This is a genomic window from Legionella quinlivanii, from assembly GCF_900461555.1.
GTDB classification, from domain to species: domain Bacteria; phylum Pseudomonadota; class Gammaproteobacteria; order Legionellales; family Legionellaceae; genus Legionella_C; species Legionella_C quinlivanii.
Genome location: NZ_UGOX01000001.1, coordinates 153,075 through 174,553, shown reverse-complemented (window position 1 = coordinate 174,553; position 21,479 = coordinate 153,075). Strand labels below are relative to the sequence as shown.

Genomic DNA, 21,479 nt, shown 5'->3' with positions numbered 1-21,479 from the left:
AACACTACCCTTATTATAGAAAAAAAAACTTAAGAAATTATTAGCAATCCGGAATAAATTAATTCACTTCAAAAAATAAACGATTGGCCTCTGGCCACGAATCCCAAAAACCCATCTTTTTTGGCATCCGGTAATTGGCCGGGATTGTAATGATATAACCAGATTTTCTGCTTAAGTTCCGGCGGAATAGTGACCAGCTCCTTATAATGAGCATGCACGCCGCTAGGAAAACTCTGTGTTTCACAATCATGAAAAATAATATCCGCTTCTTTATAGAAAAGCATCATCTGATCAGGCACATACTGGGTATCGGCAGTAAAGAAAATTTTAGTTGAATTGTATTCAAACATTAAACCAAAACAAGGCATTAAAGAATAATCATTAAATACATGGATCATTTGTATTAACTTGAATGTGATCCCTTCCCAGACAAATGTTCCATATTTGTTGATCGAGTGAACATTGAAATAGGTCTGTAAACTGGCTCGCTGATTGGGTAGAGTACTTAAGCCCCCTGCCAAAGACTTTGACCATAAATCACCCACGACGCTATCAGAAACAAACAGATTGGGCTTGCCCTGATATTGCGGATCAAAAAAAGTACTTAAAGCGAACCACTCCAGTCCACCAATATGATCACTATGCAAATGACTGATATAAACGCTGCGAATATTATGGTAATCGATTTTTAAATCATACAGGGCAAACCTGACATCAGAACCCGCGTCAATTAGAAGACTTTCCCCATTTAATTGAAGCAATACATTGGATTGAAAATTATTACTTCCCACTGTAAATGCAGAGCCTGTTCCCAGAAAAGTCATCTTTAGCGACATATTTGCCTACCTGTTAGTCCAACTATTACTTTATGGAGGGATGTCAGCTCCATTTGCAGCGAAGGCGCTTGTCGATTGCCCCCTTTTCGCACTCCATTGATACACTTCATAATCATCGACTGTTTTCCCATTGCTCACAAAACCGCTGGTGTCCTCGGATGGTTTTATTGAGGTCTTTGAGATAGCAATGGTACCCGGCTCAGCATGCTTTTGCATGTGGCCTGCTATGTCAATAACCTGATCGGTTATCTCCTCCAGGGGCAAACGCTCATCATAATAAATCACACCGGCATGAATCCCGCAACGAACCGCGAAATCCCTGGAAATTTGCTTAACCTTTGCATTAAAGTGCTCTAATTGAATTATAGAAGCTTGCGCAGCATTCACTGCATTATCCACCGTGTTAAAACACGCCATAACGCCATCAGGGGTCCAGGCAGATTTCACACAGCCATTTTCATCGAGATTCTTCTGCACCATTTTCTTAAATCGTAAAAAATCGAGTTGAATAAGGGAGCGATCTTCTTTCGTTTTCATGCCGGTAGAATTCACCACATCGATGGACAGAAACGCAAAATACCTCGACATTGCTTCCAGTTTCTTTTTAAGAGCCATGAACTCCTGATACAATTTCTTAGAAACTCTTTTGTTTTTAGTACTATTAATCTGCTCGAGTTTTTCTTCCAATGCAAGATATAAACTACTATTTCGAGCAATTTTGTTCTGGCTTCGCCAGGCAAGCAAATCTTTTTTCTGCTTGAGATAATAAGAGTAGCGTTTAATGCGTTTGTGCAGGTATTTTATGTTGGATAATATAATCAGAAATACAATGATTTTAATCAAACCGGTCAGGTCATGCTCCTTGTTAGGAGGAACTAACTTGGTAATGACTGAATCAATCGGTTTTGAAATCGGCTGTTCAATTTTTTCAAGCGTGGTCACATATTGATTGTTCGCCCATTCAGGTTTCCATTGTTTCAGATAGGGAATCAGAAATAACAGAATAGCGGCGAATAATGCCACTCGAACTAAAAGCAACACCAGGGATACTGTTCTCAGTAAGAAAACCAACATTCTGTTCCTCCTTAAAAACCTGCAAGAACTCTCTAAACCAGTAAATCGTGCGTTCTGAAAATGACTTCGCCATTTTCAATCCATGCCTTGGTAATGGAGTATTCGGGAAGTTCTATCCAGGTTGTTCTATCATTGGTTAAGGGCTCTGAAGCGAATAAAATATTATTCCGCTTATTGAAGCCATGCATTTTATATACCCCATCATACACACCGTACTGCTCACCAAAGGTGACCCATAAACTGTGATATTCCAGAAAAGCCTTTTGTACCTGTCTGGTGTTACGGCCGAAATCATAAACAAACCGGGTTACAATCAGATATTTTCCATTAGTGACAAAAAGATTAACCGGTGACGCCAGCTCTATTTTGCAAAGCTGCCGCACTTCACGAAGAATTCTTAATGTTTCAATCAGTGATTCCCATGCTTCGTCGAGCGAAACATCCGCAGTGTAATCTCTGAGTTGAGAGAGAAATAAAGCATAGATCCATTCACTATCAGTAGTTCCTCTGATTTGCGAAAATACATCCGGTTTGATTCGCTGGGTGAGAACCTGCTTCATTATCGATATATGTTCCAAAGTACCATTATGAGCCAGGGCCAGTTGAGTATTGTCCAACTTAAACGGGTGAACATTCTGCTCGGATACAGTCTCCTCTGTGCTATAGGCAACACCTCTTACATGTCCGAGAAAGCAACTGGCCGATATCTTTTTTGATAATCGATGCAGGTTTTTATCAAAAAAAGGCAATTGCGTGGTTTTATAATAAAAAGGCTCGCTATCATTATACGAGTTGGAAGACCAGGCACAAAAGCCCAAGCCTGCCAAATTCTGAATATGATGCATTAACTGAGGCGCATAGCTTTGATGCGCCAGTGAATTATCCGGCCCATAAAGCAAATCATAAATCGGGGTTTCCTGTTGGCCCAGATAAATGAGTACCCTGCACATACAATGCCCTCACTTCAACAAATGATGATATTCGGTATCGATTCGGATAAATTGTCTATTGACTATATAAACCGAACGGGCGATACCCCGGTGAATATACTGGCTTATTTTATAAAAAATTTCAGGATGCGTTTTTTGCAAGTTCAAATAGTCGGCATCATCGAGTTCCAGAACAATACTTTTTTCACAGATGACGTAATTGGCGTGCTTTCTGAATTCGGCAAGAAAGAAATTTTCCATAAATATCTCGCCCACTCCAAATACCGCAAGTGATTTCTGCAATTTTCCATCTTCTTTAAAGAAAAGCATCACAGCTCCCGAATAAATCAAGGCCAGACGGCGATTGTCTGAATCGTCAGTGATAAAGCGGTAGCCTCGATCATAACTGCGAATGGACATCTGTTTTATCAGAAATCCAAACTGCTCTTTGTTCATATCCTGAAAAAAATTCATGCGTCGAACATACCCTAAATCCAAATCCGTTAAAGTCAGTTCCTCACTGTTGGCTGTGGGATCAGCTAATCGTCTGGCATGGGCACTGGCCCAGTATTCTTCCGGCAACTGATGAAACAATTCACGCATATGATGAAAATTGGCGACAATCTTCTCAGCGGTCTGGTAAGCGATCGCTTTTTCAATTTTATACGCAATTTGCGGAGCCGCTACCCTCAGCATTAGAAGAACATCCTGGGATAAAATAAAGCAGAAGGTGTCTACCTCGGCGATAATATTGGCCGTAAACGGAGCATGAGCCAGAAAGGACACTTCACCAAAACATTGACCTGGCTGCAACGTGGTGGCCTCCTTAGTGTAATCTCCTGGTAAAGCAATCCATACAGATACCAGCCCATCTCCAATCAGATACAAATCACCACCCATGCGTCCCTGGCGTAGAATGGTTTTACCCTGAGAAAACACTTGTTCCTTGATGTAATCAGCAAGAAACACCAGTTCTTCTCGAGTAAGCTGCTCGAAAAACACCATCCTGGTTAATGTTTCAAAATTATTTTTATTCATGATCGTGAATTAGGGGGTCTTACGTGCAAGTATAGACCAACCCAGATAACCTGTTTAAAATCAATACGATTTTGGCAGAGAGCTTACCGGGTAAATACTTCTTTGTTTCATGCAATTCACTAGTCGGTGTAAGATGTTGCCAGCACTGGTAAAAAGGTTTATAGTGAAGCGAATTCTGAACTCTTATCTGTTTTCTTTGATATTAATTCTGGCATTTATTCTGGGGGGCGTTTTTGCTTGTTTTTTTAAACAAGAAGTGAAATATCTTAAACCTGTGGGTGATATTTTTCTTAATTTATTATTTACCGCCATTGTTCCGCTGGTTTTTTTCAGCATCACATCGGCAATATCCCGTCTGGGCTCTCTGACACGCTTGAAAAAAATAATGAGCTATATGGCTTTAGTTTTTTTATGTACCAGTTCTGTAGCCGCCCTGTATGCTTTAGCTGTTGTGAAGCTCTTCCCTCTGGATGGCTTATCAACCTTGCTGATGAACAGTCCACCCCCAATGGAGACAATTAAATTGGGGCAGCAGGTGGCGAGCATTTTTACTGTTCCTGAATTTTTTCAATTGCTGTCCCATCAACACCTGCTTTCTCTTATCCTTTTTTCCTTGTTAGTGGGCATTGCCTGCGCTGAGGCTAAAGAAAAATATGAGCCTTTTATTACGCTGCTACAAATTGGCGAAACGCTGTTCATGCGGATTTTTTCATTCATCATGTATTTGGCACCCCTGGGGTTTTTTGCCTATTCTGCTTCGCTGGTGAGTGAGCTTGGTCATGAGATTATCGAAACTTATTTTCACATTGCTGTCACTTACTACATTGCCGCCCTGATCTATTTCACTCTCTTTTATAGCTTGTATGCCTTTCTGGCGGGGGGATGGACAGGCGTTTCAACCTATTGGAAACATATTTTTCTACCTGCAATCACCAGCCTCGCTACCTGCAGCAGCGCTGCCAGTATTCCTGCCAATCTGGCGGCCACTCGTCAAATGGGGATCCCTGCTGATATTTCAGAAACTACGATCCCTCTGGGCTCTCTCATTCATAAGGACGGCTCAGTCATTGGCGGCATGTTTAAAATTGCCTTTCTACTGACTATTTTTCAATTGAACTTTGACACGGGCAGTGTTCTGTTAACCGCGCTAGGTGTTTCTTTACTGGTAGGGACAGTGATGGGGGCCATCCCCAGCGGCGGCATGCTGGGAGAGCTGCTTATCCTGAATGTTTATGGCTTTCCTCCTTCGGTGCTTATTGCGATTGCGGCGATCAGTATCATCATTGATCCGCCAGCGACATTATTAAATGTTACGGGGAATACCGTCAGCAGCATGCTTATTGCGCGCTTGAGTAAAGAAGAGAAAATCCCCTCTCCCAAGCTGGGAGAGGGCTAGGTGAAGATTGATTTAAGCCCCTCTCTCTAACTCTCCCCTGAGGGGGAGAGAGTATTTCCAAAGAAAGATATTAAACAAGCCTTTGACGCACCGCTTCATATAAGGAAACCGCTGCAGCTACAGAAACATTCAGGCTTTCAACACTACCAAGCATCGGCAGCGAAAAAAGACCATCGCAATGCTCGCGGGTCAATCGGCGTAAACCACTGCCTTCAGCACCCATCACCAGCGCAACAGACGAGGTTAACTCGAGTTGGTAGATACTATCCTGAGCCTCGCCGGCGGCTCCATATAGCCATACACCTTCCTGTTTGATGATTTCCATCGCACGCACCAGATTGGTCACTTTGACTACAGGAATGGATTCGGCGGCGCCGCAGGCTACTTTACTAACCACAGGAGTAATTCCCGCGCTCTTGTCTTTCGGAATAATAACAAAATCCACCCCGGCCGCATCAGCCGTACGCAAACAAGCCCCCAGATTATGAGGATCAGTAACGCTGTCAAGAATGAGGATTAAAGGCGGCTTTTTGCAAGCCGCTATCATATGCGCCAAATCACTCTCACCGTATTCTGGTAACCTGCCTGTAACCGCCAGCACACCCTGGTGCGCCAGGTCAGGATATTGTTGTTTCATCTTTTGCACAGAAAGGAATTCCATTGGAACTCCTGTCTCTTCAGCTAATTTGACTAGCTGCTGCATGCGCTGATCCTGACGTTCCTGGCTCAGCAGTAGTTTATGTACAGGGCGATGAGGTTTTTTAAGTAAAGCGGTCACCGCATGGAGACCATAAACTATTTGATCAGCCATTCTTCTTTTCCTCATCGACAGGTTCAAAGTCAATCTTTCGTTCATCCAGATCAACACGAGCAACCAGAACCGTCATTTTATCACCCAGGCGATAGGTCTGATTCGTCCGCTCGCCTACCAGCCGATGTTTTACTGCGTCAAAAGAATAATAATCATTACGAAGAGACGTGACATGCACCAGCCCTTCGACGTAGATTTCATCCAACTCCACAAAAATTCCAAAGCCGGTAACCGCAGAAATCGTTCCATGAAAAGTCTGACCCAGTTTGTCCTGCATATACTCACATTTTAACCAGGAAACCACTTCTCGGGTGGCTTCATCAGCTCTTCTTTCCGTCATTGAGCAATGCTTGCCTAATTTATTCATCTCATCATGCGAATAGCCGAATGAATCAGAATCCTTTTTATCCAGTAAGTGCCCTATTGCACGGTGAATCAACAAATCCGGATACCGGCGGATGGGAGAAGTGAAATGCGTATAGGCAGGATAAGCCAATCCAAAATGCCCTTCATTATCCTCACGATACTGCGCCTGTTTTAAGGAGCGCAGCATTACTGTTTCAATCAGGTGCCGCTCATGCTTGTCATGGATCATTGACAGGGTTTTCTGAAAATCTTTGGGGCTTGGCTTTTTTCCACCTTCCAAACGCAGACCGAGCTCTCCCAGAAATTGCCTCAAAGCAGTTATTTTGTCTTCTTCAGGCACTTCATGCACGCGATAGAGAGCAGGTATTTCTGCTTTTTCGAGAAAACGGGCAGTGGCCACGTTGGCTGCCAGCATGCACTCCTCAATCAATCGATGGGCATCATTGCGGACAACCGGTACAATTTTCTTTATTTTACGCTTGTCATCAAATTCAATTTTGGTTTCGGTGGTTTCAAAATCCATCGCACCCCGTAATTTTCTTGCTTTAAGCAGCACCCGATACAAATCGTACAGATTTTCCAGCATCGGCCACAGCGGCTGGTGAGTTTCATCAGCATTTCCCTGCTCAAGCCAGTCACCCACCTGGTTATAGGTCAGTCTGGCATGGGAATGAAAAACTGCCCGGTAAAAGCGGGAGCGAGTAATCTTTCCTTCAGAGCTGATGGCCATCTCCGCCACCATGCACAGCCGATCCTGGTGAGGGTTTAATGAACAAATTCCATTTGATAAAGCTTCCGGGAGCATAGGCACCACTTTACCGGGAAAATAGACTGAATTACCCCGTCTCGATGCCTCCTGATCCAGTGCCGAACCTACTTTTACATAATGACTTACGTCGGCAATCGCCACATAGAGCTGGAATCCCCCTTTGGGCTTCTTATAGCAATACACCGCGTCATCAAAATCCCGGGCATCTTCACCGTCAATAGTGACAAAAGGGAGGTCCCTTAAATCGGTTCGTCCTTTTATCTGATCCTCGGTGACGCTTTGCGGAACACGAGTCATCTCTGACTGCACTTCCGGGGGCCATTCGGCAGGGATGGCATGTGCATGGATAGCCACTTCAATTTCCATTCCCGGGGCCATATGATCCCCAAGAATATGAACAATCTTGCCAATCGCCTGATTTCGTTTGGAAGGAAAAGCGATGATTTCAGCCAGAACCATCTGGCCATTTTTGGCCTCAGCAGAAAAGCCTAGCGGAATAGCGATATCCTGGGTAAGACGCTTGTTATCGGGTATGACAAAGCCTACGCCATGTTCGGTAAAAAATTTACCAACCACGCTAAGATTCCCATGTTCAATCACTTCATGGATTTGTCCCTCCGGACGACCACGCCGATCAAAACCGGATTGGAAGGCTAAAACTACGTCGCCGTGCATCACTGCGCGCATTTCCGTGGCAGATAACACAAAATCATCACTGCCATCATCAGGGATGAAAAACCCAAAACCATCCGGATGTCCCTGGACAGTTCCACGCTGGAGATTAATGCGTTTCAGCAGGCAAAAACGATTGCGGCGGTCTTGCATAATTTGACCATCACGCAGCATCGCCTTTAAGCGATAGCCAAGAACTTCCTGTTCATTTTCATCCTCTACAGCCAGCCGGGTTAATAGCTGCTGACGCGTCATAGGACGTCCGTACTCCTCCAGGACCTGCATAATAAACTCGCGGCTGGGGATAGGAACCTCGTATTTTTCTTTCTCCCTTTTATAGTAGGGATCCTTTGATTTTTTGCTCACAATTCTCAATCTAATAATTATATAGTTCAGTCTACCATTTATTGAGACTGATCAGGTAATTTAAATCCTCGTCCACCCAGGTTTGCTGACAGGGAGGCAAGGGGCATATTTTCTGCAGCCCAGAAGGTGCCGGCATTCTTTTCCGGAATTTTTACACCGGTCCAGGCACACACTGCGATCGTTCCCTCACAGGGAATCTGTTGCTCATGGCCCGGTCTGGATTCGATACAACTTAGCTCAAATTTCTTTTTATCGAGACTCAGCGCCGACCAATTACCAGCGGTCAAACGACTGCTCCACCCGGCACTTGCATCGGGTTCGGAAACCGGGTGAGTAATCCATAAATCAGATTCAGATAAATTATGGATCAAGATAAGGACCGGCTGCTTTGTCTTCAACATCACGGTTTCACCCTGAACCGTCACAGGCTGGCAGGTGGTCGGAAAATTGTCTGCTCGACTTATTAAAGAGGGCAATAGAAGCAAAGCAGCTATAATTAATCTCATTAATAACCTCCTGGTGGTGATAAACCTCGCGTTTCTGCGAAAGGCTGGCAGTTGTCTACTGATAGTATCACAATTTTATAGACTGTACCTCTTGCATTAGCTAGGCTATAGTGACTGATAGTCACTATTTTTTATCCATTCTCGAGCTTGATTCAATAAGGTTTATGCAATGAAAAAATTGGCGTTGGGGGTTTTACTCCTGTTAAGCAGCGTTTTACACGCAGAAACCCTCACTGTTGGTACGCTTCCCTACGCTCCTCCTTTTGAAATGGCCGCTGACAAATCCAATCATTTCTTTGGATTTGATATTGATATTATGGAGGAGGTTTGTCGTCGCATTCAGGCTGACTGTCAGTTTATTCCCATGACTTTTGAACAATTAATGGTAAAAACTTATAGCGGAGATATTAATCTGTCCATCGCAGCGATTACTATAACCGATGATCGCAAGGAAAGCTATCTGTTCAGTCTGCCTTATCTTCCCAGCAGCGGCCAGCTCCTGACCAGTTCCAAATCACCGATTAACGCCTTCAATGATCTTGCCGGAAAAAAAGTAGGCTCGGAAAAAGGCACAATTTTCAAAGAAATGCTGCTCGATAAATTTAACAGTAACATACAGATTATTGAATACTCAACGCAACCCGAAATTTTTCAGGCATTGAACAATAACGAGATTGACGCCCTTATTCTCGATGAGGGTTCCTCCAAATACTGGAGCGCTAATGGTGATTTCAAATTAATTGGTTCTGAAATGAAAATTGGTATCGGCTACGGTATTATGGCCAATAAAAATGAACAGGCGCTTGTTGACCGCATCAATAAAGCCTTGCTGAGCATGGAAAATGATGGCACTTATGTCAAAATTTATTCCCAGTATTTTGATCAGACCCAGTAAGTTTCACTGCGGACAAAGATACATGCTACACTAGCGGCTTTTTACATCCCGGGTTTTAACATATGCTTATTGATCTTGATGCGCTTTTTGACTTGCATGAACAATCCATCATCCGCTGGAAAGCAGAAGCACTTCGCTTCACTCAACAGGACTTTTTTGCTCTGGTCGAAGAAAACCATGCCTTTAACTTCCAGTTATGGAATGCTGAAGACAGAGCTCGAAGAGACGATCAAGGCTATCAGTATGTCTATGAGGCAAAACGAGAAATTGACGGTTTTAATCAGCAGAGAAATAACCGTATGGAAGCAATGGATGAGTGGTTGTATAACAACTTATCGCCCAGCACCTCAGCCAGCTGCCCTGTCCATTCCGAAACACCCGGTATGATTATTGATCGTTTATCCATTCTGGCTCTTAAAACCTATCATATGGATTTACAGACAAGACGCGAGGATGCCAGTGAAGCTCATCGTCAATTATGCCAGCGAAAGCTGGATACTCTTCACCTTCAACAGCAACAGTTGCAGCAATGTTTACGAGAATTCATTGAGGAAATCAGAGCAGGAAGCCGGACATTCCGAGTGTATCATCAGTTTAAAATGTATAATGATCCTACATTAAACCCATTCTTGTATCAGAAGAAATGATCGATGTACCCGCAGCGTAAGTGAGTCCTGAGCTTTTAGTGGGTTTGGAGTTATCAGATCGGCTAAACATTCCCCGAGATCTGGGTGAATTCAGTGCTTTTATAGAAACGGCATCATCTTGCGAAGGTCTGCTTAGGGATATATCAGATTCAGGGTGACTTGAGAGGGAAAACATGGACGTTGAACGACGATGAAAACTATTACGGGAGTCAGGATGTCGTTCAACAGGCCGTCCTGATCCCTGTTTCGATGTGGGGCGGGGTTGCTCCTTAAGATCTTTGACCTTGGCTTCATCATACGTTTTGTCTTCTTCGTAGTCATCGAATGGCGGATAATCCTGGCCTTTACCAGCCATATTCTGCATTTCAATATCCTGGCTGTCCTTTTTGGACACCGCATCAATGGCATCACGTCCAAACCCTCGCGCCAAAGCCCTGCCGCCCAAAATCAGCGAATGCACGACTGAACTCACCACCCCCAGCCCAACCATCAGCGGCGTATCATGATAATGCCCATTTTGATCGACATCCTGTAATGGATTGAGGAGAAAATCGGTCGCTTTGAGCCCTTTGTTAGGGTTGGCCGCGCGCACTATTTCAAACCACTCCTGAAAAGGCTGTTGCGGTGAAGGATCGAGTAGAAGCCCCTCTGCGAGAACCGCTGCTACTTCTTCCTGAGCACTCATTTTTTCAGGATTCTGTAAATCAGTACAATTTTTCAGGAAATCGGAAAGGCGGGAGTATGGATCTCTCTTTTCTGGTGTTTGTTGAATACGGTGCTTGTAATTGGCATACATTGTATAAGCCACAAACCCAATCAACAGAGCCAGACCAGAAGACACAAAAGCAATCACTAGCAGGGGTGGAAATGGAACAGCGGCTAAAGTCAGAAAAGTGGCAGCAGAGAACACCATACTCGCCACCGCACCGTAGGCTGCCAAACCATTTTTTAAACCCGCAAGAAAAGCGGAAGAATCTGAAAGTAAAACCAGGTCTTGCAAATACTGACGCCGCTTGGCAAAGCCCTGCAATATTTCATAGATTTCAGAAGTTAAAGCGTCGTGCTGCTCTTTAAACTCTTTGTAATTGTGCTTTTCCCGGGGCTGCGTGTATTCCTCGAGATGTTGCTTTTCATCAGCCGATAGGGCATCAAGCTCGGTATCTCCAAGAGCCCGCTTGGCAAGAGAACCCAAATAAGCTGAACTTCTTTTAGAAATTTCCAGCGTCAACGGCTCCAACTCAGCAAACTTCTGAGTCAGGATATCGCGGTATTCCTGGGTGTAAAGCGCTAATTCAATTTTAGCCTGTGTGATGACAAGCTTGCGTTGATAGTCATACTCTTCATAGAGACGAGTGGCGACGCAGGTCACACAGTAAATAAGACTGAACGCCGTCATGATAGCAAAAGCAGGTATAGACAGCGGACATAAACTCATTACCCCCAGATAAAGGTAAAGGCTATCGATGATTCCGCCATAGGTAGCCGCCATAAGGGCCATCACTCGCACACGAGTAGTCTGCCTTCTGACCGCCGCACGAAACTCTTCAATCTCATTCGCAGCCAGGTCTTTTCTTTCCTGAATCATATCCAGATATTTGGCATTCAGACGCATTGACTCTTTGCGTATGCTGAGCATGTGCCGATACCAGATGCGGTTGAGTGCTGCCAATATTCCAAAACTAAGTCCCATTGGCAAAATCAGAAAGTTAAATGCCTTGCTATTGTCAAGAACATTTGCAATTTGCAAAAGACTTCGTATTCCCTTATACGCATTTTTTAATGCTTTCATCACATCGCGCAGGTAGGGCCAATAGGTGGCGACCGTGCTCTTAAACCAGTTTTTGTCTTTCTCATCGAAATAATTACCCATGACCGACAGGGCAATAAGACTGATGGATTCAGTAATTGCAACGGAGATTCCAACTGGTGTTAGCAGCCAGTCGTGCAGGGCATCGGCAGAGTTTCGAGAAGAGTTTGTAAGAAGTAAATCCCAAAACAGTTTCAGATTGCTAATGGAGAGATTGAAGGCATCTGTTACGGAATAGGCAATATAAATATCGCCGTCATCATGGAGCTTTTTGGCAAGCAGTCTGGCTTGCGCGTCTAACCTGCCAGGAATTGCCAGCATGAAGGCGAGTGCTTGCGACAACCCTTTTTTATACATTTCTTCTGCATCGGGTTTTAACTCTTCTTCAACTTTTTTAAAGCTTTCAGACTTCGACTTCATGCTCGTCAGGCAACGGCTAAGATGCTGCGCATTCTACCGAATTACAGGATAGATGGCAAGAAAATTTTCACATTGATTTCAAAAGATACAAAAAGGCAGGACAGTCAACAATTTTATCACATTAATTTTTTTTTACAACCTATTAAAATAATCAATTTGTTCGTTTTTTGATTCTTTTTTAAAGAAAACCGGTTTAAATCCTTTGAGGAGACTGTATTCTATTAATTATTAAAAAGTCAATAAAAACAGTGCATTATATACATCACTGCTCCCGCCACGACTCCAGCTGCCGGAATGGTCAGCAGCCAGGCAAGAAAGATTCGACGTATGATTGACCAGCGTGTTCCTGCCGCTCCCTGGGCCTCAACCATTCCAACTCCCGCAATCGCACCTGTAACTGTATGCGTGGTTGACACCGGAACTCCATATTCTGTCGCTACAAAAATGGTAATGGCAGCTCCTGTTTCCGCGGCGCTGCCTTTGAGCGTATTCAATTGGGTTATTTTATTCCCCATTGTATGCACAATCCGCCACCCACCGGCGAGAGTTCCCAGGCTTATCACCAAATGACAGGAGATAACTACCCAGAATGGGATATAAAACTGATCACCCAACCAGGACGCTGAGAAAAGCAGGACTGCAATAATGCCCATGGTTTTTTGCGCGTCATTGCCGCCATGAGTCAGACTGAGAAATGCCGAAGAGGCTAGCTGCAACAGTTTAAAAGTCCGCCGTATCTGTCTGGGATGAGAATTGCCAGCGGCCATTTTATAAACACCTGTAAATAGAAAACCCAGCAGCATTCCAAGAACGGGAGAAATGAAAATACCGGCAATCACTTTAAGAAAGCCCATTGGGACAAGCGCTGTAAATCCGGCTTTGACAACCGCTGCTCCCGCTAATCCTCCGACCAGAGCATGAGAGGAACTGGAAGGTAAACCATAATACCAGGTCAGCAAATTCCATGAGATAGCACCGATTAAGGCAGCGAAAATTAATGGCGCGCTGACAATGGAAGTGTCAATTAAGCCGCTGCCAATGGTTTTGGCAACCATTAAATTAAAAACCAGAAAAGCGATAAAATTGAAAAAAGCGGCCCATAACACGGCTTGGCGAGGGGTTAATACACCAGTGGTCACAATGGTGGCGATTGAATTGGCGGCATCATGAAAACCATTAATAAAATCAAAAACAAAGGCAATCATGATAACCAGAATGATGAACCAGGCAGAATCCATAATTGTCATTTCCAGTTATGCGTTGATCTGACCTTTTGGCCAGAGTTTATACCAATGGCGCTTACTTAAAATATTTATCTACGTTCCTCGGCTTGTCCGAGGGATCCAGAGATCCAATCCTGACATGAGTTTCCTGGATCCCTCGGACAAGCCGAGGGACGTAGGAGTTAGGGTTATAAAGCCTTAAGTATGTGCCATTGGGCTTTACACGGCTAAACCAAAACACGATGCCACTTAAGCTATATCTATTTAAAATCCGTCTGTTAATTAATCATTTTCTCTGACAAGAGGTTTAATTCGCACTTTGGCAATCCTCGCACCCTGCATCTGTTCAATCCTGGCGATAAAATCATTAAACTCAATGCTTTCACCTTCTGCCGGCACCGATCCTAACTGATGCAAAATTAAACCGGCAATGGTTGCCGCCTCTTCTTCCTGCTCTTCAGATAAACTAAGCTCCCTGTGCAAGGCACGCTCAATAGTATAAAGCGGGCAATCGCCTTTTACTGTGAGCGATCCGTCTTTATGTTCAACCCAGGCATCCTGCGTTTTATGAAACTCGTCTTTAATTACGCCCAGAACCAAATGCAGGAGATTATCCAGGGTGATAAAGCCAATTATACCTCCCTGACGACTGACAATCAGAGCAAAATGCGGCATTCCTTCCTGGAATCGTCTCAGCAAAACCAGTGCCGGCATGCGATAAGACACTTTAGGAATGGGCCTTACCAATTCCTGAAGATTCAAAAGACCACCCTTTTCTGTCCTATGCAGCAAAGGTTGTATGTCTTTCACATGCAAAAGGCCAATGATTTTCTTTGTTTTCTGATCAAAAACGGGATAGCGGCTGTAGCGATAACGGTTCAAAATTTCTATCAGACCATCCTTTTCAACAGGATTGGGCAATTTAATCATGTCATTGGAGGACTGCATAACATCATCCGCACGAAGATCAGCAAGCTCTAAGGTTTGCGCCAGAATATTGCTTTCCTGAGGACTCAACTCGCCATGCTGCTGACTGGATTGCAGGATTAACTTGATTTCCTCGCTCGAATGGGATTGTTCCCCGGGATGAATCACGTCAAGCCCTAGCAACTTCAGAAAAAAATTGGATGAATAATTGAGCATCCAGATAATAGGAAACATCAACCAGTAAAAATAATAGAGAGGAGCAGCAGTCCATAGTGAGATTTGCTCGCTTTGCCGAATCGCCAGGGATTTGGGCATCAGCTCTCCGACAACAATGTGTAAAAAAGAGAGCAGCGAAAAGGCAAAGACGAAGCTGATGAATTCAACGAGCCCCTGACTTTGAATACCCATTTGATGCAGCAGCGGGGAAATCAACTCGGAAAAGGCTGGTTCTCCAATCCATCCAAGACCAAGAGAAGCCAAGGTAATACCTAACTGGCAGGCAGAAAGATAGGCGTCAAGCTGACTATGCACTCTGGCGAGGATGCGGCCGCGCCAGGGATATTCCTCCGCGATAATTGCCGCACGAGTCGTGCGCAAACGGACCATGCCAAATTCTGCCGCCACAAAAAACGCATTGAGCAGAACCAGGAGAAAAGCTGCGGCAATTAATAAAATAGTCATGGTTAGATGTAATAAGCGGTTTTAGTCATTATTTTAGAGACTACAGACATCATCTTTTTTATCGGCAAGGGCAGCTCCATTGCTCCCGCTTCAATCGCCTCATGGGCATGATTAGTTTCATCCTGTTCCATTTCCTCAATAATTGCACGTGATTTGCGGTCCTGAGCCGGAAGATTTTTTAAATGATTTTTAAGATGTGTGGAAACCTGATTTTCTGTTTCGGCCAAAAATCCCAGGCTCACTTTATCGCCAGCCAGACCGGCCACAGCTCCCAGCATGAGAGAGCCTGCATACCAGACGGGGTTTAAAATACTGGGTTCACTGCCGAGTTCCCTCAGACGCTGCTCACACCAGGCGAGGTGATCTACCTCTTCACTGGCAGCCTGAGTCATTTTTTCCCTGACATGAGCCAGGTTAGCGGTGAGCGCCTGCCCCTGATATAAGGCCTGCGCACATACTTCTCCGGCATGATTCACGCGCATCAGCCCGGCAACATGCTTCCTTTCCTGCATGCTTAAATGCGGCTCCTTAAGCCCCTGAGCCGGCGAGACTCTCGCCGTTTCCCGTTTTTCCGGCGGCAAAAGGCTGCGAATTGCCGTATCAATTTGAGCAAGACATTGATCAAGCAAGTTAAATTCCCGCATTATCTCATCCAGTTAAACAGTTCAATATCTATTATGTTAGCCTGTTTATCGCTTGAATACGAGCCTGTGCAATGAGTCCCTAAGACGAGCCAGGGAGGGCCAATAGTATTACTTTTCACAATTGGTATCGCAGTGTATAATTTCAATCCAATTAAAATCCTGCAAAAGTTTTATGACCATCTTCTTTAAGCAGCCCCCTGCCCTTAAACGGGCTATTCTAGTCCAAATGCCTGCCTGGGTTTTATTTGAACACTATCGTCGTTGGAGTTGTCATTTTAGAAGCCTTGCCGAACAGGCGCTTTTTTTAAAAAACGATGCGGAGGCTGTTGGATACCAGAAAATATTAATGGTTCAATGGGCTCTCTCCCTGGAGACGTTTATCAGCCATCGAGGTCCTGACCATTTGATGGTTCTTGGCACGCAATTAGAGAAATTGATTGAAAGGCCTGAGCTTAGCCCCATTGAACGGTTTTGTGGCTTAAAGTTGAGCGCAGCCATAAGAGGGCTCTCTCTGTCAGAAACTATCCCGAAAGAGGAGCAGTTTAAAACACGATTAGCCCTTAAATATAACCAGGTTTCTAGTTATTACGATTATCAATACCTAATCCAATTAACTTTTGTTACTGGAAAGCAATATGTGGCCGCTATTATGAATAGCCTATTTGAACGGCTCTGTAATAGTGAAGAAAGTTCTAATTCAAGAAAATCCGCAGCCCGCATCCTCAACTACTGGTTCAGCCAATTAGACAAGCCAGAAATTGAAAAGACTGGAACAGCGCTTGCCAAAAAACTCGAACTCCGCGATAAAGTTCGTACGATGGTTGACGCTTGTATTGATTTACATGATCAGCTATCAGGGGGGAACGACGACTTATTTACCTTGAAAATGAAAAGGGAGACTGATTCAGCAACGCTGCAAGTCCTGGCCCCTATTTTGGAAGGCGCGACATTAAGAGACAGGATGACAGTCCTTGTTGACCGCTTTATGGATAATTCCAGATCAATTGAAGAAAGAACACAGACTTTGGGAACCATTGAAATCTGGGGTTTGTATATGGATCAGGAATCGCTTATCGCTTTGCTGCCCAAACTGAAAGAAAAACTTGCCGAAACTGAGGTTGAGCAGTTTCCTTTGGCGATTCTTAACTGCTTGCAGACGTGGAAGGTTTCATTGAATAACAGACCAGCAGTCGCTCTAAAAATGGTTCAGGATCTTGCCCCGCTTCTGAAACATAGCAGTTTATTGATTCGCAAATCAACTGTGAATTGTCTCAGAACATGGGCGGCTCTCCTTGATAAAAAAGATCTTGAAGATTTAAGTAAAACCATATTTAAGCACTTTTCTGATTATGAGCTCGGTTATGAATGCGTACGCTATTTTAGTCGATTTATTTCGCTATTACTCCCAATCCCTGCGGAGGATAAAAATGCTCCAATACAACCATCTATCGGTCAGACAATAATCGATGAAGTACTGAGAAAATTTAAAGCAGGCCAGTTAAATAGTCATGCACGCAACGAGTCAATGGTATTTTTAAGAATATGGATTAAAGAAAAGCCTCTTTTGCTCGAATTGGCTCACTTAATCATACAACAGCTCTATCTGGCTAGCTTGATAGATTATCAGGAAATCTCACGCTGTTTAATTGTCTGGCTCCCACAACTGGATAAAGCAGAGCAAAGTGAAGCAATAAGCAATCTTGTTTTGAACCTGAAATCACCTAATCAATATGCCCGCAAAATAGTATTGGACTGCCTTGGTACAGTCTTGCCGACCCCTGATTCTAATGGCAATAACCCATATAATATAAAAATGATATTTGACAGTGATTCCAGTAAAATGGTTCGCCTTGCCGCAGCCAATTGCCTGGCCTCATGGAAATGTTCCGTTGATCTGAGTCATTACAAAACCCGACTGCAGCAGGGAGATGTCGCCGTCCGTGAAGAATTATTGCAATCTTTAGCCTTCCTGGGCAGTAATTTAGCGGTGGAAGCTCGTCATGAATTACTTGATTACATCATTCAACAGCTTGATAATAATTCTTACTCGGTATGTCTGGCTGCAATCAATTGTCTTAGCGCCTGGGCTAGTTCACTCGATATTAAGCTTGAATTACCCCGGGTTTGCAACGCAATTGCCATTCAACTCAATCATACGAATAAGCAAGTGCGCATGACTGCGCTTAATTTCCTGAACAACTCTTTAAGCCTTACTGATAACCGAATTAATCCGACAATCAAACTTGACTCGGTGGAAAGTTTATTTCTGAAGCAAATGCTTGAATTATCAAAAAGTATTGCCGCACATAAAGTAGAAGCGCATGATTTGGTATTGCAGGAAATTAAAGAGGCTGCAGCACAGAGTATCCTGAGCTAAACTATATAAAACTGCTTCCATATAGAATAGAGCGATGAATAGTGATGCATTTAAGAAGCTGAATGATAGAAAGGGAAATTACTCTGATGAGGACATTGATGCGCTTTTCAGGCAAACCAATGACCTGCAGGACAAGGAGCTTGCTAAAAAAGAGAAGCAACGCGAAAAATACGATCCTTTCAATGAAGATGAGTTTGAAAGCTTTGATCCGAATGAGAACTAGTCGATTTTACTAGTCTATCTTATTTGACTATTATTAAAGTGAGAGGCATTGAACGATGCCATTAACTTAAGATAGGGAGATCTCTATGTTAGGATGGGCACTTATTTTTCTGGTGATTGCAATTATCGCAGGCGCCTTTGGCTTTGGGGGAATTGCATCCACAGCAACCAGTATCGCTAAAATTCTGTTTTTCCTGTTCCTGGTTGTGTTCGTTGTTTTACTTATTTTGAACTTGTTTGGCGGCGGAACGCCACCACCAGTTTAATCCTTGCAATGGTAAAAAAGACACCTTCGGGTGTCTTTTTTATTCAGGCATTAAATAACATTTGCAATTGAGCAGTTAACTGTCCATATCCGGCTTCAATATTAATATAATTTTCCTTTCCTAAAAAATAAGACAGAGAACCGTCATCCTGGGCATGGTCTGATTGTAATGCGACATTAAATGCCAGACGCTTTAATCTTTGAAACTCTTCTTGACGGGTCACAAAGAAAAAATTGCGGAAATTGGAATTGCGCAGATAATTTAATGCCTTGGCATCCGGTGCCAGGGGATGTTTAGGAAAATACTCCTGAATCGAATAGCCTTGGTTGTTGTGGACCGCAATGACTTTGCCGGGAGGAATCAACTCAAGAATGGCTTTGGCGAATCGTCTGACTTCACGATGCGCAGAAGGTGAATAGTTACCATACTGGGTTAAGGTTTTTTTGATGCCTGCATCAGTAAATATGCGATTGGGGTCAAATTCGTAGCGCTGCTTTTTGAGATAGAAAACAATGTTCCGTTTTCCGGAATGATGTAAGGTAATTAATGTGCCGCCGTTAGAATCCACATAAAGTTTGGCAGCCTGAAGCGCGGTACTCTCATTTTCGTGCAAATGCACCAGGGTTTTTCCCTGGCCAGCCTGTCGGATGATCTGGATTTTAGCATCGCCTAAAAAGAAGGGGTGAATTTCAGTATGAAAAATTCCTGTAAACAGAAAATAAAGATAGCTGAAATAAATCATGTTGGGTCCATTGATTTTCCAATGGGCAAATTTTATACTTTTCTTCAGAAAAAAGCACCTGCTGAATTTATAAAAATTCAATTGAAAATGATTATCATTCGTGTATGATATTCGGCTTCTAGCTTAAATGGATTTAAGATGAAATTAGCCGGTTTTTGTCTCTTGGCCCTTTGCAGCTCTGCATTTGCTTTTTCACCGCGCTGTGATGTTCACACCTGGCATGACATCCGTAGTACCGAAGGCAGTTGGAAAATAACGATGAGAATGATCAGCCAGGCAGGTTTACTGGTTGACGAATCCTGTCAGCCCGTTAATGAATTTCAGATTTCACCCACGCGGGGCTTGCGATATGGATTCGGTTTTTCTGATGATGCCAGTTTCGATATTGCCTACACGATTACCGCCATCAAGGAAACAACGGGATTTGAATCCCAGACCTGCGTTTTTGTAGTCACTGCCAATGGACCAGCACAACCAGACATTAATGCACTGGCGTATCATGGCGCATACTGCGACTGGAAAGTAGTTCCAGGCATTGGAGAAGATTTTACAGTAGGTTAAACTGGTTATTTATGGTCACAGCCTATTCAGGGATTTTAATGCCTGGCCATCCGTTTTAATTAAGCAGGAGAGAATATGTCTCTACTGAGATCTGCATTTGCTGGTTTAGGAACCGCATCCGGAGTTGCCTGGCCTTTTTTAGGGCTTTCCGTAGCCATCTTTGGGCTGGCTGCAGGCAGCAGTGCCGCAGTTAGCCTCGGAGTTTTAAGCGGCGGCCTTTTTGCTCTGGTATCGATACCGGTCCTTTACTGGACCTATCAATATTTTCAGAAAAAAGAGAACAAATTATCCGATAAATTCAAGCGCTACTCAGAAGAATATCTCAATCAATTTTACCTGCTGATTAACCAGGCTCAACTGGCTTACCAAAGGCAATGCGAAGCGAATAATGGCTTCAATCAGGACTTTTATCAGTTTCTCAGAAACTGGCTTAATGAAACAGAATTAAATTCCGCTCAGGATTTCTCGCTCAACGTGCAATTCCTGGCTTGCCTTACACGAAATAAACAGCAATGGTTACGTGTTCTGACCTTGCAGGGCGATGCGCGCAAATCGGCTTTAAGGGAGCCTTTATATGAGTTTTTACTGCTTAGCTTTCATTCAGAACATGTAAAAGGGTCAACCGCTGAGCAAAAAAGGGAAATCGCATTTATCGTATTTGCGGGGGCCTTTGGTTCGGTAGCAGGATTTAGTTCAGGATTCTCGGGGTTGTTAAGCAGTATGGGTTTATTTGCCGGATTTGGAAGTTTTCCTGTTCTCGGCCTTGGGATATTGGCTTTGGCCGTGGGTCTTGCATGGTTTGCCGCCAGCCAGGCCGTCGAGCTGAGCGACCAGCACTCCAAAAAGAAATGGCTCTATAAAAGCCTTAAAACATCCAGACAGCATTTGGAGACACTGCAAAATGAGCCGCTTTTTTCTGCAGAACAATCCAAATCAGAGATTAATACAAAAGATGCTGATCATTATCCCCCCTTGATTCATAATACGGCAAACAAGCCTGAATCATCTGCTACATGCGGCCAGGCTCCCGGTTTTAACACAGGACATGGCCTGGGATAATTGGCTGTAGTTTTTGGAATTATTCATTATGCAAAAATCAAAAAAAATTAACTGCCCCATCTGCGGCAAAACGAATACCTGGAAGCCGGAAAACAGCTTTCGCCCTTTTTGCTCGGAGCGCTGTAAATTAATTGATTTAGGCGAATGGGCCTTTGAAACCCGCAGAATCCCCGGCGCTCCGCTCCCTCCACAGTCAACCGATGGCGGCGAGGATGATTTTTCATAGGCTTAGGGCGCTTTTTGAC

The 21,479-nt window shown here is 43.9% G+C and carries 21 protein-coding genes; 9 read left to right on the top strand and 12 right to left on the bottom strand.

Annotated features, from left to right (window positions below):
- Positions 1-68 precede the first annotated feature (68 nt).
- The 4 genes from DYH61_RS00775 to DYH61_RS00760 are packed head-to-tail and all read right to left on the bottom strand — an operon-like array spanning position 69 to position 3,877.
- A complete protein-coding gene (locus tag DYH61_RS00775) occupies positions 69-836 on the bottom strand; it encodes an MBL fold metallo-hydrolase (RefSeq protein WP_058506778.1) in 768 nt (255 codons plus the stop codon).
- Positions 837-866: 30 nt separating this feature from the next.
- The gene (locus DYH61_RS00770) at positions 867-1,910 is read right to left on the bottom strand and encodes an adenylate/guanylate cyclase domain-containing protein (RefSeq protein ID WP_058506779.1); all 1,044 of its coding nucleotides are present in this window, start codon (positions 1,908-1,910) and stop codon (positions 867-869) included.
- 32 nt (positions 1,911-1,942) lie between these two features.
- Positions 1,943-2,860 carry a class II glutamine amidotransferase gene (locus DYH61_RS00765; RefSeq protein WP_058506780.1) on the bottom strand — a complete coding sequence of 306 codons (918 nt, stop codon included), beginning with the start codon at positions 2,858-2,860 and terminating at the stop codon, positions 1,943-1,945.
- 9 nt (positions 2,861-2,869) lie between these two features.
- On the bottom strand, positions 2,870-3,877 hold the full coding sequence (locus tag DYH61_RS00760) for a cyclic nucleotide-binding domain-containing protein (protein ID WP_058506781.1): 1,008 nt from the start codon (positions 3,875-3,877) through the stop codon (positions 2,870-2,872).
- A gap of 163 nt (positions 3,878-4,040) precedes the next feature.
- Between DYH61_RS00760 and DYH61_RS00755 the strand changes: the two genes are divergently transcribed.
- Positions 4,041-5,273: a dicarboxylate/amino acid:cation symporter gene (locus DYH61_RS00755; RefSeq protein WP_234999818.1), complete on the top strand. Its 1,233-nt coding sequence runs from the start codon at positions 4,041-4,043 to the stop codon at positions 5,271-5,273.
- A gap of 70 nt (positions 5,274-5,343) precedes the next feature.
- On the opposite strand, the gene rlmB is transcribed toward DYH61_RS00755, so the two are convergent.
- The 3 genes from rlmB to DYH61_RS00740 are packed head-to-tail and all read right to left on the bottom strand — an operon-like array spanning position 5,344 to position 8,763.
- Positions 5,344-6,084, bottom strand: a complete 741-nt coding sequence (rlmB, locus tag DYH61_RS00750; RefSeq protein ID WP_058506782.1) for a 23S rRNA (guanosine(2251)-2'-O)-methyltransferase RlmB — start codon at positions 6,082-6,084, stop codon at positions 5,344-5,346.
- Complete coding sequence (gene rnr / locus DYH61_RS00745) at positions 6,077-8,257, bottom strand: ribonuclease R (RefSeq protein WP_058506783.1); 2,181 nt, start codon at positions 8,255-8,257, stop codon at positions 6,077-6,079. The genes rlmB and rnr overlap by 8 nt, the downstream gene beginning before the upstream one ends.
- 38 nt (positions 8,258-8,295) lie before the next feature.
- On the bottom strand, positions 8,296-8,763 hold the full coding sequence (locus DYH61_RS00740; protein WP_058506784.1) for a hypothetical protein: 468 nt from the start codon (positions 8,761-8,763) through the stop codon (positions 8,296-8,298).
- A 169-nt stretch (positions 8,764-8,932) separates the two neighbouring features.
- Here DYH61_RS00740 and DYH61_RS00735 point away from each other — a divergent pair, with 169 nt between their 5' ends.
- Positions 8,933-9,658 carry a transporter substrate-binding domain-containing protein gene (locus DYH61_RS00735; RefSeq protein ID WP_058506785.1) on the top strand — a complete coding sequence of 242 codons (726 nt, stop codon included), beginning with the start codon at positions 8,933-8,935 and terminating at the stop codon, positions 9,656-9,658.
- Between the two features lie 62 nt (positions 9,659-9,720).
- Positions 9,721-10,305 (top strand): DUF4254 domain-containing protein, encoded by a 585-nt coding sequence (locus DYH61_RS00730; RefSeq protein ID WP_058506786.1) that lies wholly within the window; start codon positions 9,721-9,723, stop codon positions 10,303-10,305.
- Here DYH61_RS00730 and DYH61_RS00725 read toward each other — a convergent pair.
- From DYH61_RS00725 to coq7, 4 genes are all read right to left on the bottom strand, one after another.
- On the bottom strand, positions 10,271-12,532 hold the full coding sequence (locus DYH61_RS00725; protein WP_058506787.1) for a hypothetical protein: 2,262 nt from the start codon (positions 12,530-12,532) through the stop codon (positions 10,271-10,273). The two genes, DYH61_RS00730 and DYH61_RS00725, sit on opposite strands and share 35 nt — an antisense overlap.
- A gap of 236 nt (positions 12,533-12,768) precedes the next feature.
- The gene (locus tag DYH61_RS00720) at positions 12,769-13,770 is read right to left on the bottom strand and encodes an inorganic phosphate transporter (RefSeq protein WP_058506788.1); all 1,002 of its coding nucleotides are present in this window, start codon (positions 13,768-13,770) and stop codon (positions 12,769-12,771) included.
- 267 nt (positions 13,771-14,037) lie between these two features.
- Positions 14,038-15,363, bottom strand: coding sequence for a hemolysin family protein (locus tag DYH61_RS00715; RefSeq protein WP_058506789.1), 1,326 nt, complete (start codon positions 15,361-15,363; stop codon positions 14,038-14,040).
- 2 nt (positions 15,364-15,365) lie between these two features.
- Positions 15,366-16,007, bottom strand: a complete 642-nt coding sequence (gene coq7 / locus DYH61_RS00710) for a 2-polyprenyl-3-methyl-6-methoxy-1,4-benzoquinone monooxygenase (RefSeq protein ID WP_058506790.1) — start codon at positions 16,005-16,007, stop codon at positions 15,366-15,368.
- Between the two features lie 172 nt (positions 16,008-16,179).
- Here coq7 and DYH61_RS00705 point away from each other — a divergent pair, with 172 nt between their 5' ends.
- The 3 genes from DYH61_RS00705 (at position 16,180) to DYH61_RS00695 (ending at position 18,872) form a co-directional block, all read left to right on the top strand.
- Entirely contained in the window at positions 16,180-18,384 is a 2,205-nt protein-coding gene (locus DYH61_RS00705) for a HEAT repeat domain-containing protein (protein WP_058506791.1), read from the top strand.
- Positions 18,385-18,418: 34 nt separating this feature from the next.
- On the top strand, positions 18,419-18,607 hold the full coding sequence (locus tag DYH61_RS00700; RefSeq protein WP_058506792.1) for a hypothetical protein: 189 nt from the start codon (positions 18,419-18,421) through the stop codon (positions 18,605-18,607).
- 85 nt (positions 18,608-18,692) lie between these two features.
- Positions 18,693-18,872: a DUF1328 domain-containing protein gene (locus tag DYH61_RS00695; protein ID WP_058506793.1), complete on the top strand. Its 180-nt coding sequence runs from the start codon at positions 18,693-18,695 to the stop codon at positions 18,870-18,872.
- 43 nt (positions 18,873-18,915) lie between these two features.
- On the opposite strand, the gene DYH61_RS00690 is transcribed toward DYH61_RS00695, so the two are convergent.
- Positions 18,916-19,614 (bottom strand): hypothetical protein, encoded by a 699-nt coding sequence (locus DYH61_RS00690; protein WP_058506794.1) that lies wholly within the window; start codon positions 19,612-19,614, stop codon positions 18,916-18,918.
- 138 nt (positions 19,615-19,752) lie between these two features.
- Here DYH61_RS00690 and DYH61_RS00685 point away from each other — a divergent pair, with 138 nt between their 5' ends.
- The 3 genes from DYH61_RS00685 to yacG all read left to right on the top strand — a co-directional run bounded on the left by DYH61_RS00685 (position 19,753) and on the right by yacG (position 21,460).
- A complete protein-coding gene (locus DYH61_RS00685) occupies positions 19,753-20,175 on the top strand; it encodes a hypothetical protein (protein ID WP_058506795.1) in 423 nt (140 codons plus the stop codon).
- 75 nt (positions 20,176-20,250) lie between these two features.
- A complete protein-coding gene (locus DYH61_RS00680) occupies positions 20,251-21,234 on the top strand; it encodes a hypothetical protein (RefSeq protein ID WP_058506796.1) in 984 nt (327 codons plus the stop codon).
- Positions 21,235-21,262: 28 nt separating this feature from the next.
- The gene (gene yacG / locus DYH61_RS00675; protein WP_058506797.1) at positions 21,263-21,460 is read left to right on the top strand and encodes a DNA gyrase inhibitor YacG; all 198 of its coding nucleotides are present in this window, start codon (positions 21,263-21,265) and stop codon (positions 21,458-21,460) included.
- Positions 21,461-21,479: the final 19 nt, after the last annotated feature.

Excerpts from the sequence above, each read along its gene's own strand:
- DYH61_RS00775 (WP_058506778.1), bottom strand. The coding sequence starts at position 836 with ATGTCGCTAAAGATGACTTTTCTGGGAACAGGCTCTGCATTTACAGTG.
- DYH61_RS00770 (WP_058506779.1), bottom strand. The coding sequence starts at position 1,910 with ATGTTGGTTTTCTTACTGAGAACAGTATCCCTGGTGTTGCTTTTAGTT.
- DYH61_RS00765 (WP_058506780.1), bottom strand. The coding sequence starts at position 2,860 with ATGTGCAGGGTACTCATTTATCTGGGCCAACAGGAAACCCCGATTTAT.
- DYH61_RS00760 (WP_058506781.1), bottom strand. The coding sequence starts at position 3,877 with ATGAATAAAAATAATTTTGAAACATTAACCAGGATGGTGTTTTTCGAG.
- rlmB (WP_058506782.1), bottom strand. The coding sequence starts at position 6,084 with ATGGCTGATCAAATAGTTTATGGTCTCCATGCGGTGACCGCTTTACTT.
- DYH61_RS00740 (WP_058506784.1), bottom strand. The coding sequence starts at position 8,763 with ATGAGATTAATTATAGCTGCTTTGCTTCTATTGCCCTCTTTAATAAGT.
- DYH61_RS00735 (WP_058506785.1), top strand. The coding sequence starts at position 8,933 with ATGAAAAAATTGGCGTTGGGGGTTTTACTCCTGTTAAGCAGCGTTTTA.
- DYH61_RS00730 (WP_058506786.1), top strand. The coding sequence starts at position 9,721 with ATGCTTATTGATCTTGATGCGCTTTTTGACTTGCATGAACAATCCATC.
- DYH61_RS00725 (WP_058506787.1), bottom strand. The coding sequence starts at position 12,532 with ATGAAGTCGAAGTCTGAAAGCTTTAAAAAAGTTGAAGAAGAGTTAAAA.
- DYH61_RS00720 (WP_058506788.1), bottom strand. The coding sequence starts at position 13,770 with ATGGATTCTGCCTGGTTCATCATTCTGGTTATCATGATTGCCTTTGTT.
- DYH61_RS00715 (WP_058506789.1), bottom strand. The coding sequence starts at position 15,363 with ATGACTATTTTATTAATTGCCGCAGCTTTTCTCCTGGTTCTGCTCAAT.
- coq7 (WP_058506790.1), bottom strand. The coding sequence starts at position 16,007 with ATGCGGGAATTTAACTTGCTTGATCAATGTCTTGCTCAAATTGATACG.
- DYH61_RS00705 (WP_058506791.1), top strand. The coding sequence starts at position 16,180 with ATGACCATCTTCTTTAAGCAGCCCCCTGCCCTTAAACGGGCTATTCTA.
- DYH61_RS00700 (WP_058506792.1), top strand. The coding sequence starts at position 18,419 with ATGAATAGTGATGCATTTAAGAAGCTGAATGATAGAAAGGGAAATTAC.
- DYH61_RS00695 (WP_058506793.1), top strand. The coding sequence starts at position 18,693 with ATGTTAGGATGGGCACTTATTTTTCTGGTGATTGCAATTATCGCAGGC.
- DYH61_RS00690 (WP_058506794.1), bottom strand. The coding sequence starts at position 19,614 with ATGATTTATTTCAGCTATCTTTATTTTCTGTTTACAGGAATTTTTCAT.
- DYH61_RS00685 (WP_058506795.1), top strand. The coding sequence starts at position 19,753 with ATGAAATTAGCCGGTTTTTGTCTCTTGGCCCTTTGCAGCTCTGCATTT.
- DYH61_RS00680 (WP_058506796.1), top strand. The coding sequence starts at position 20,251 with ATGTCTCTACTGAGATCTGCATTTGCTGGTTTAGGAACCGCATCCGGA.
- yacG (WP_058506797.1), top strand. The coding sequence starts at position 21,263 with ATGCAAAAATCAAAAAAAATTAACTGCCCCATCTGCGGCAAAACGAAT.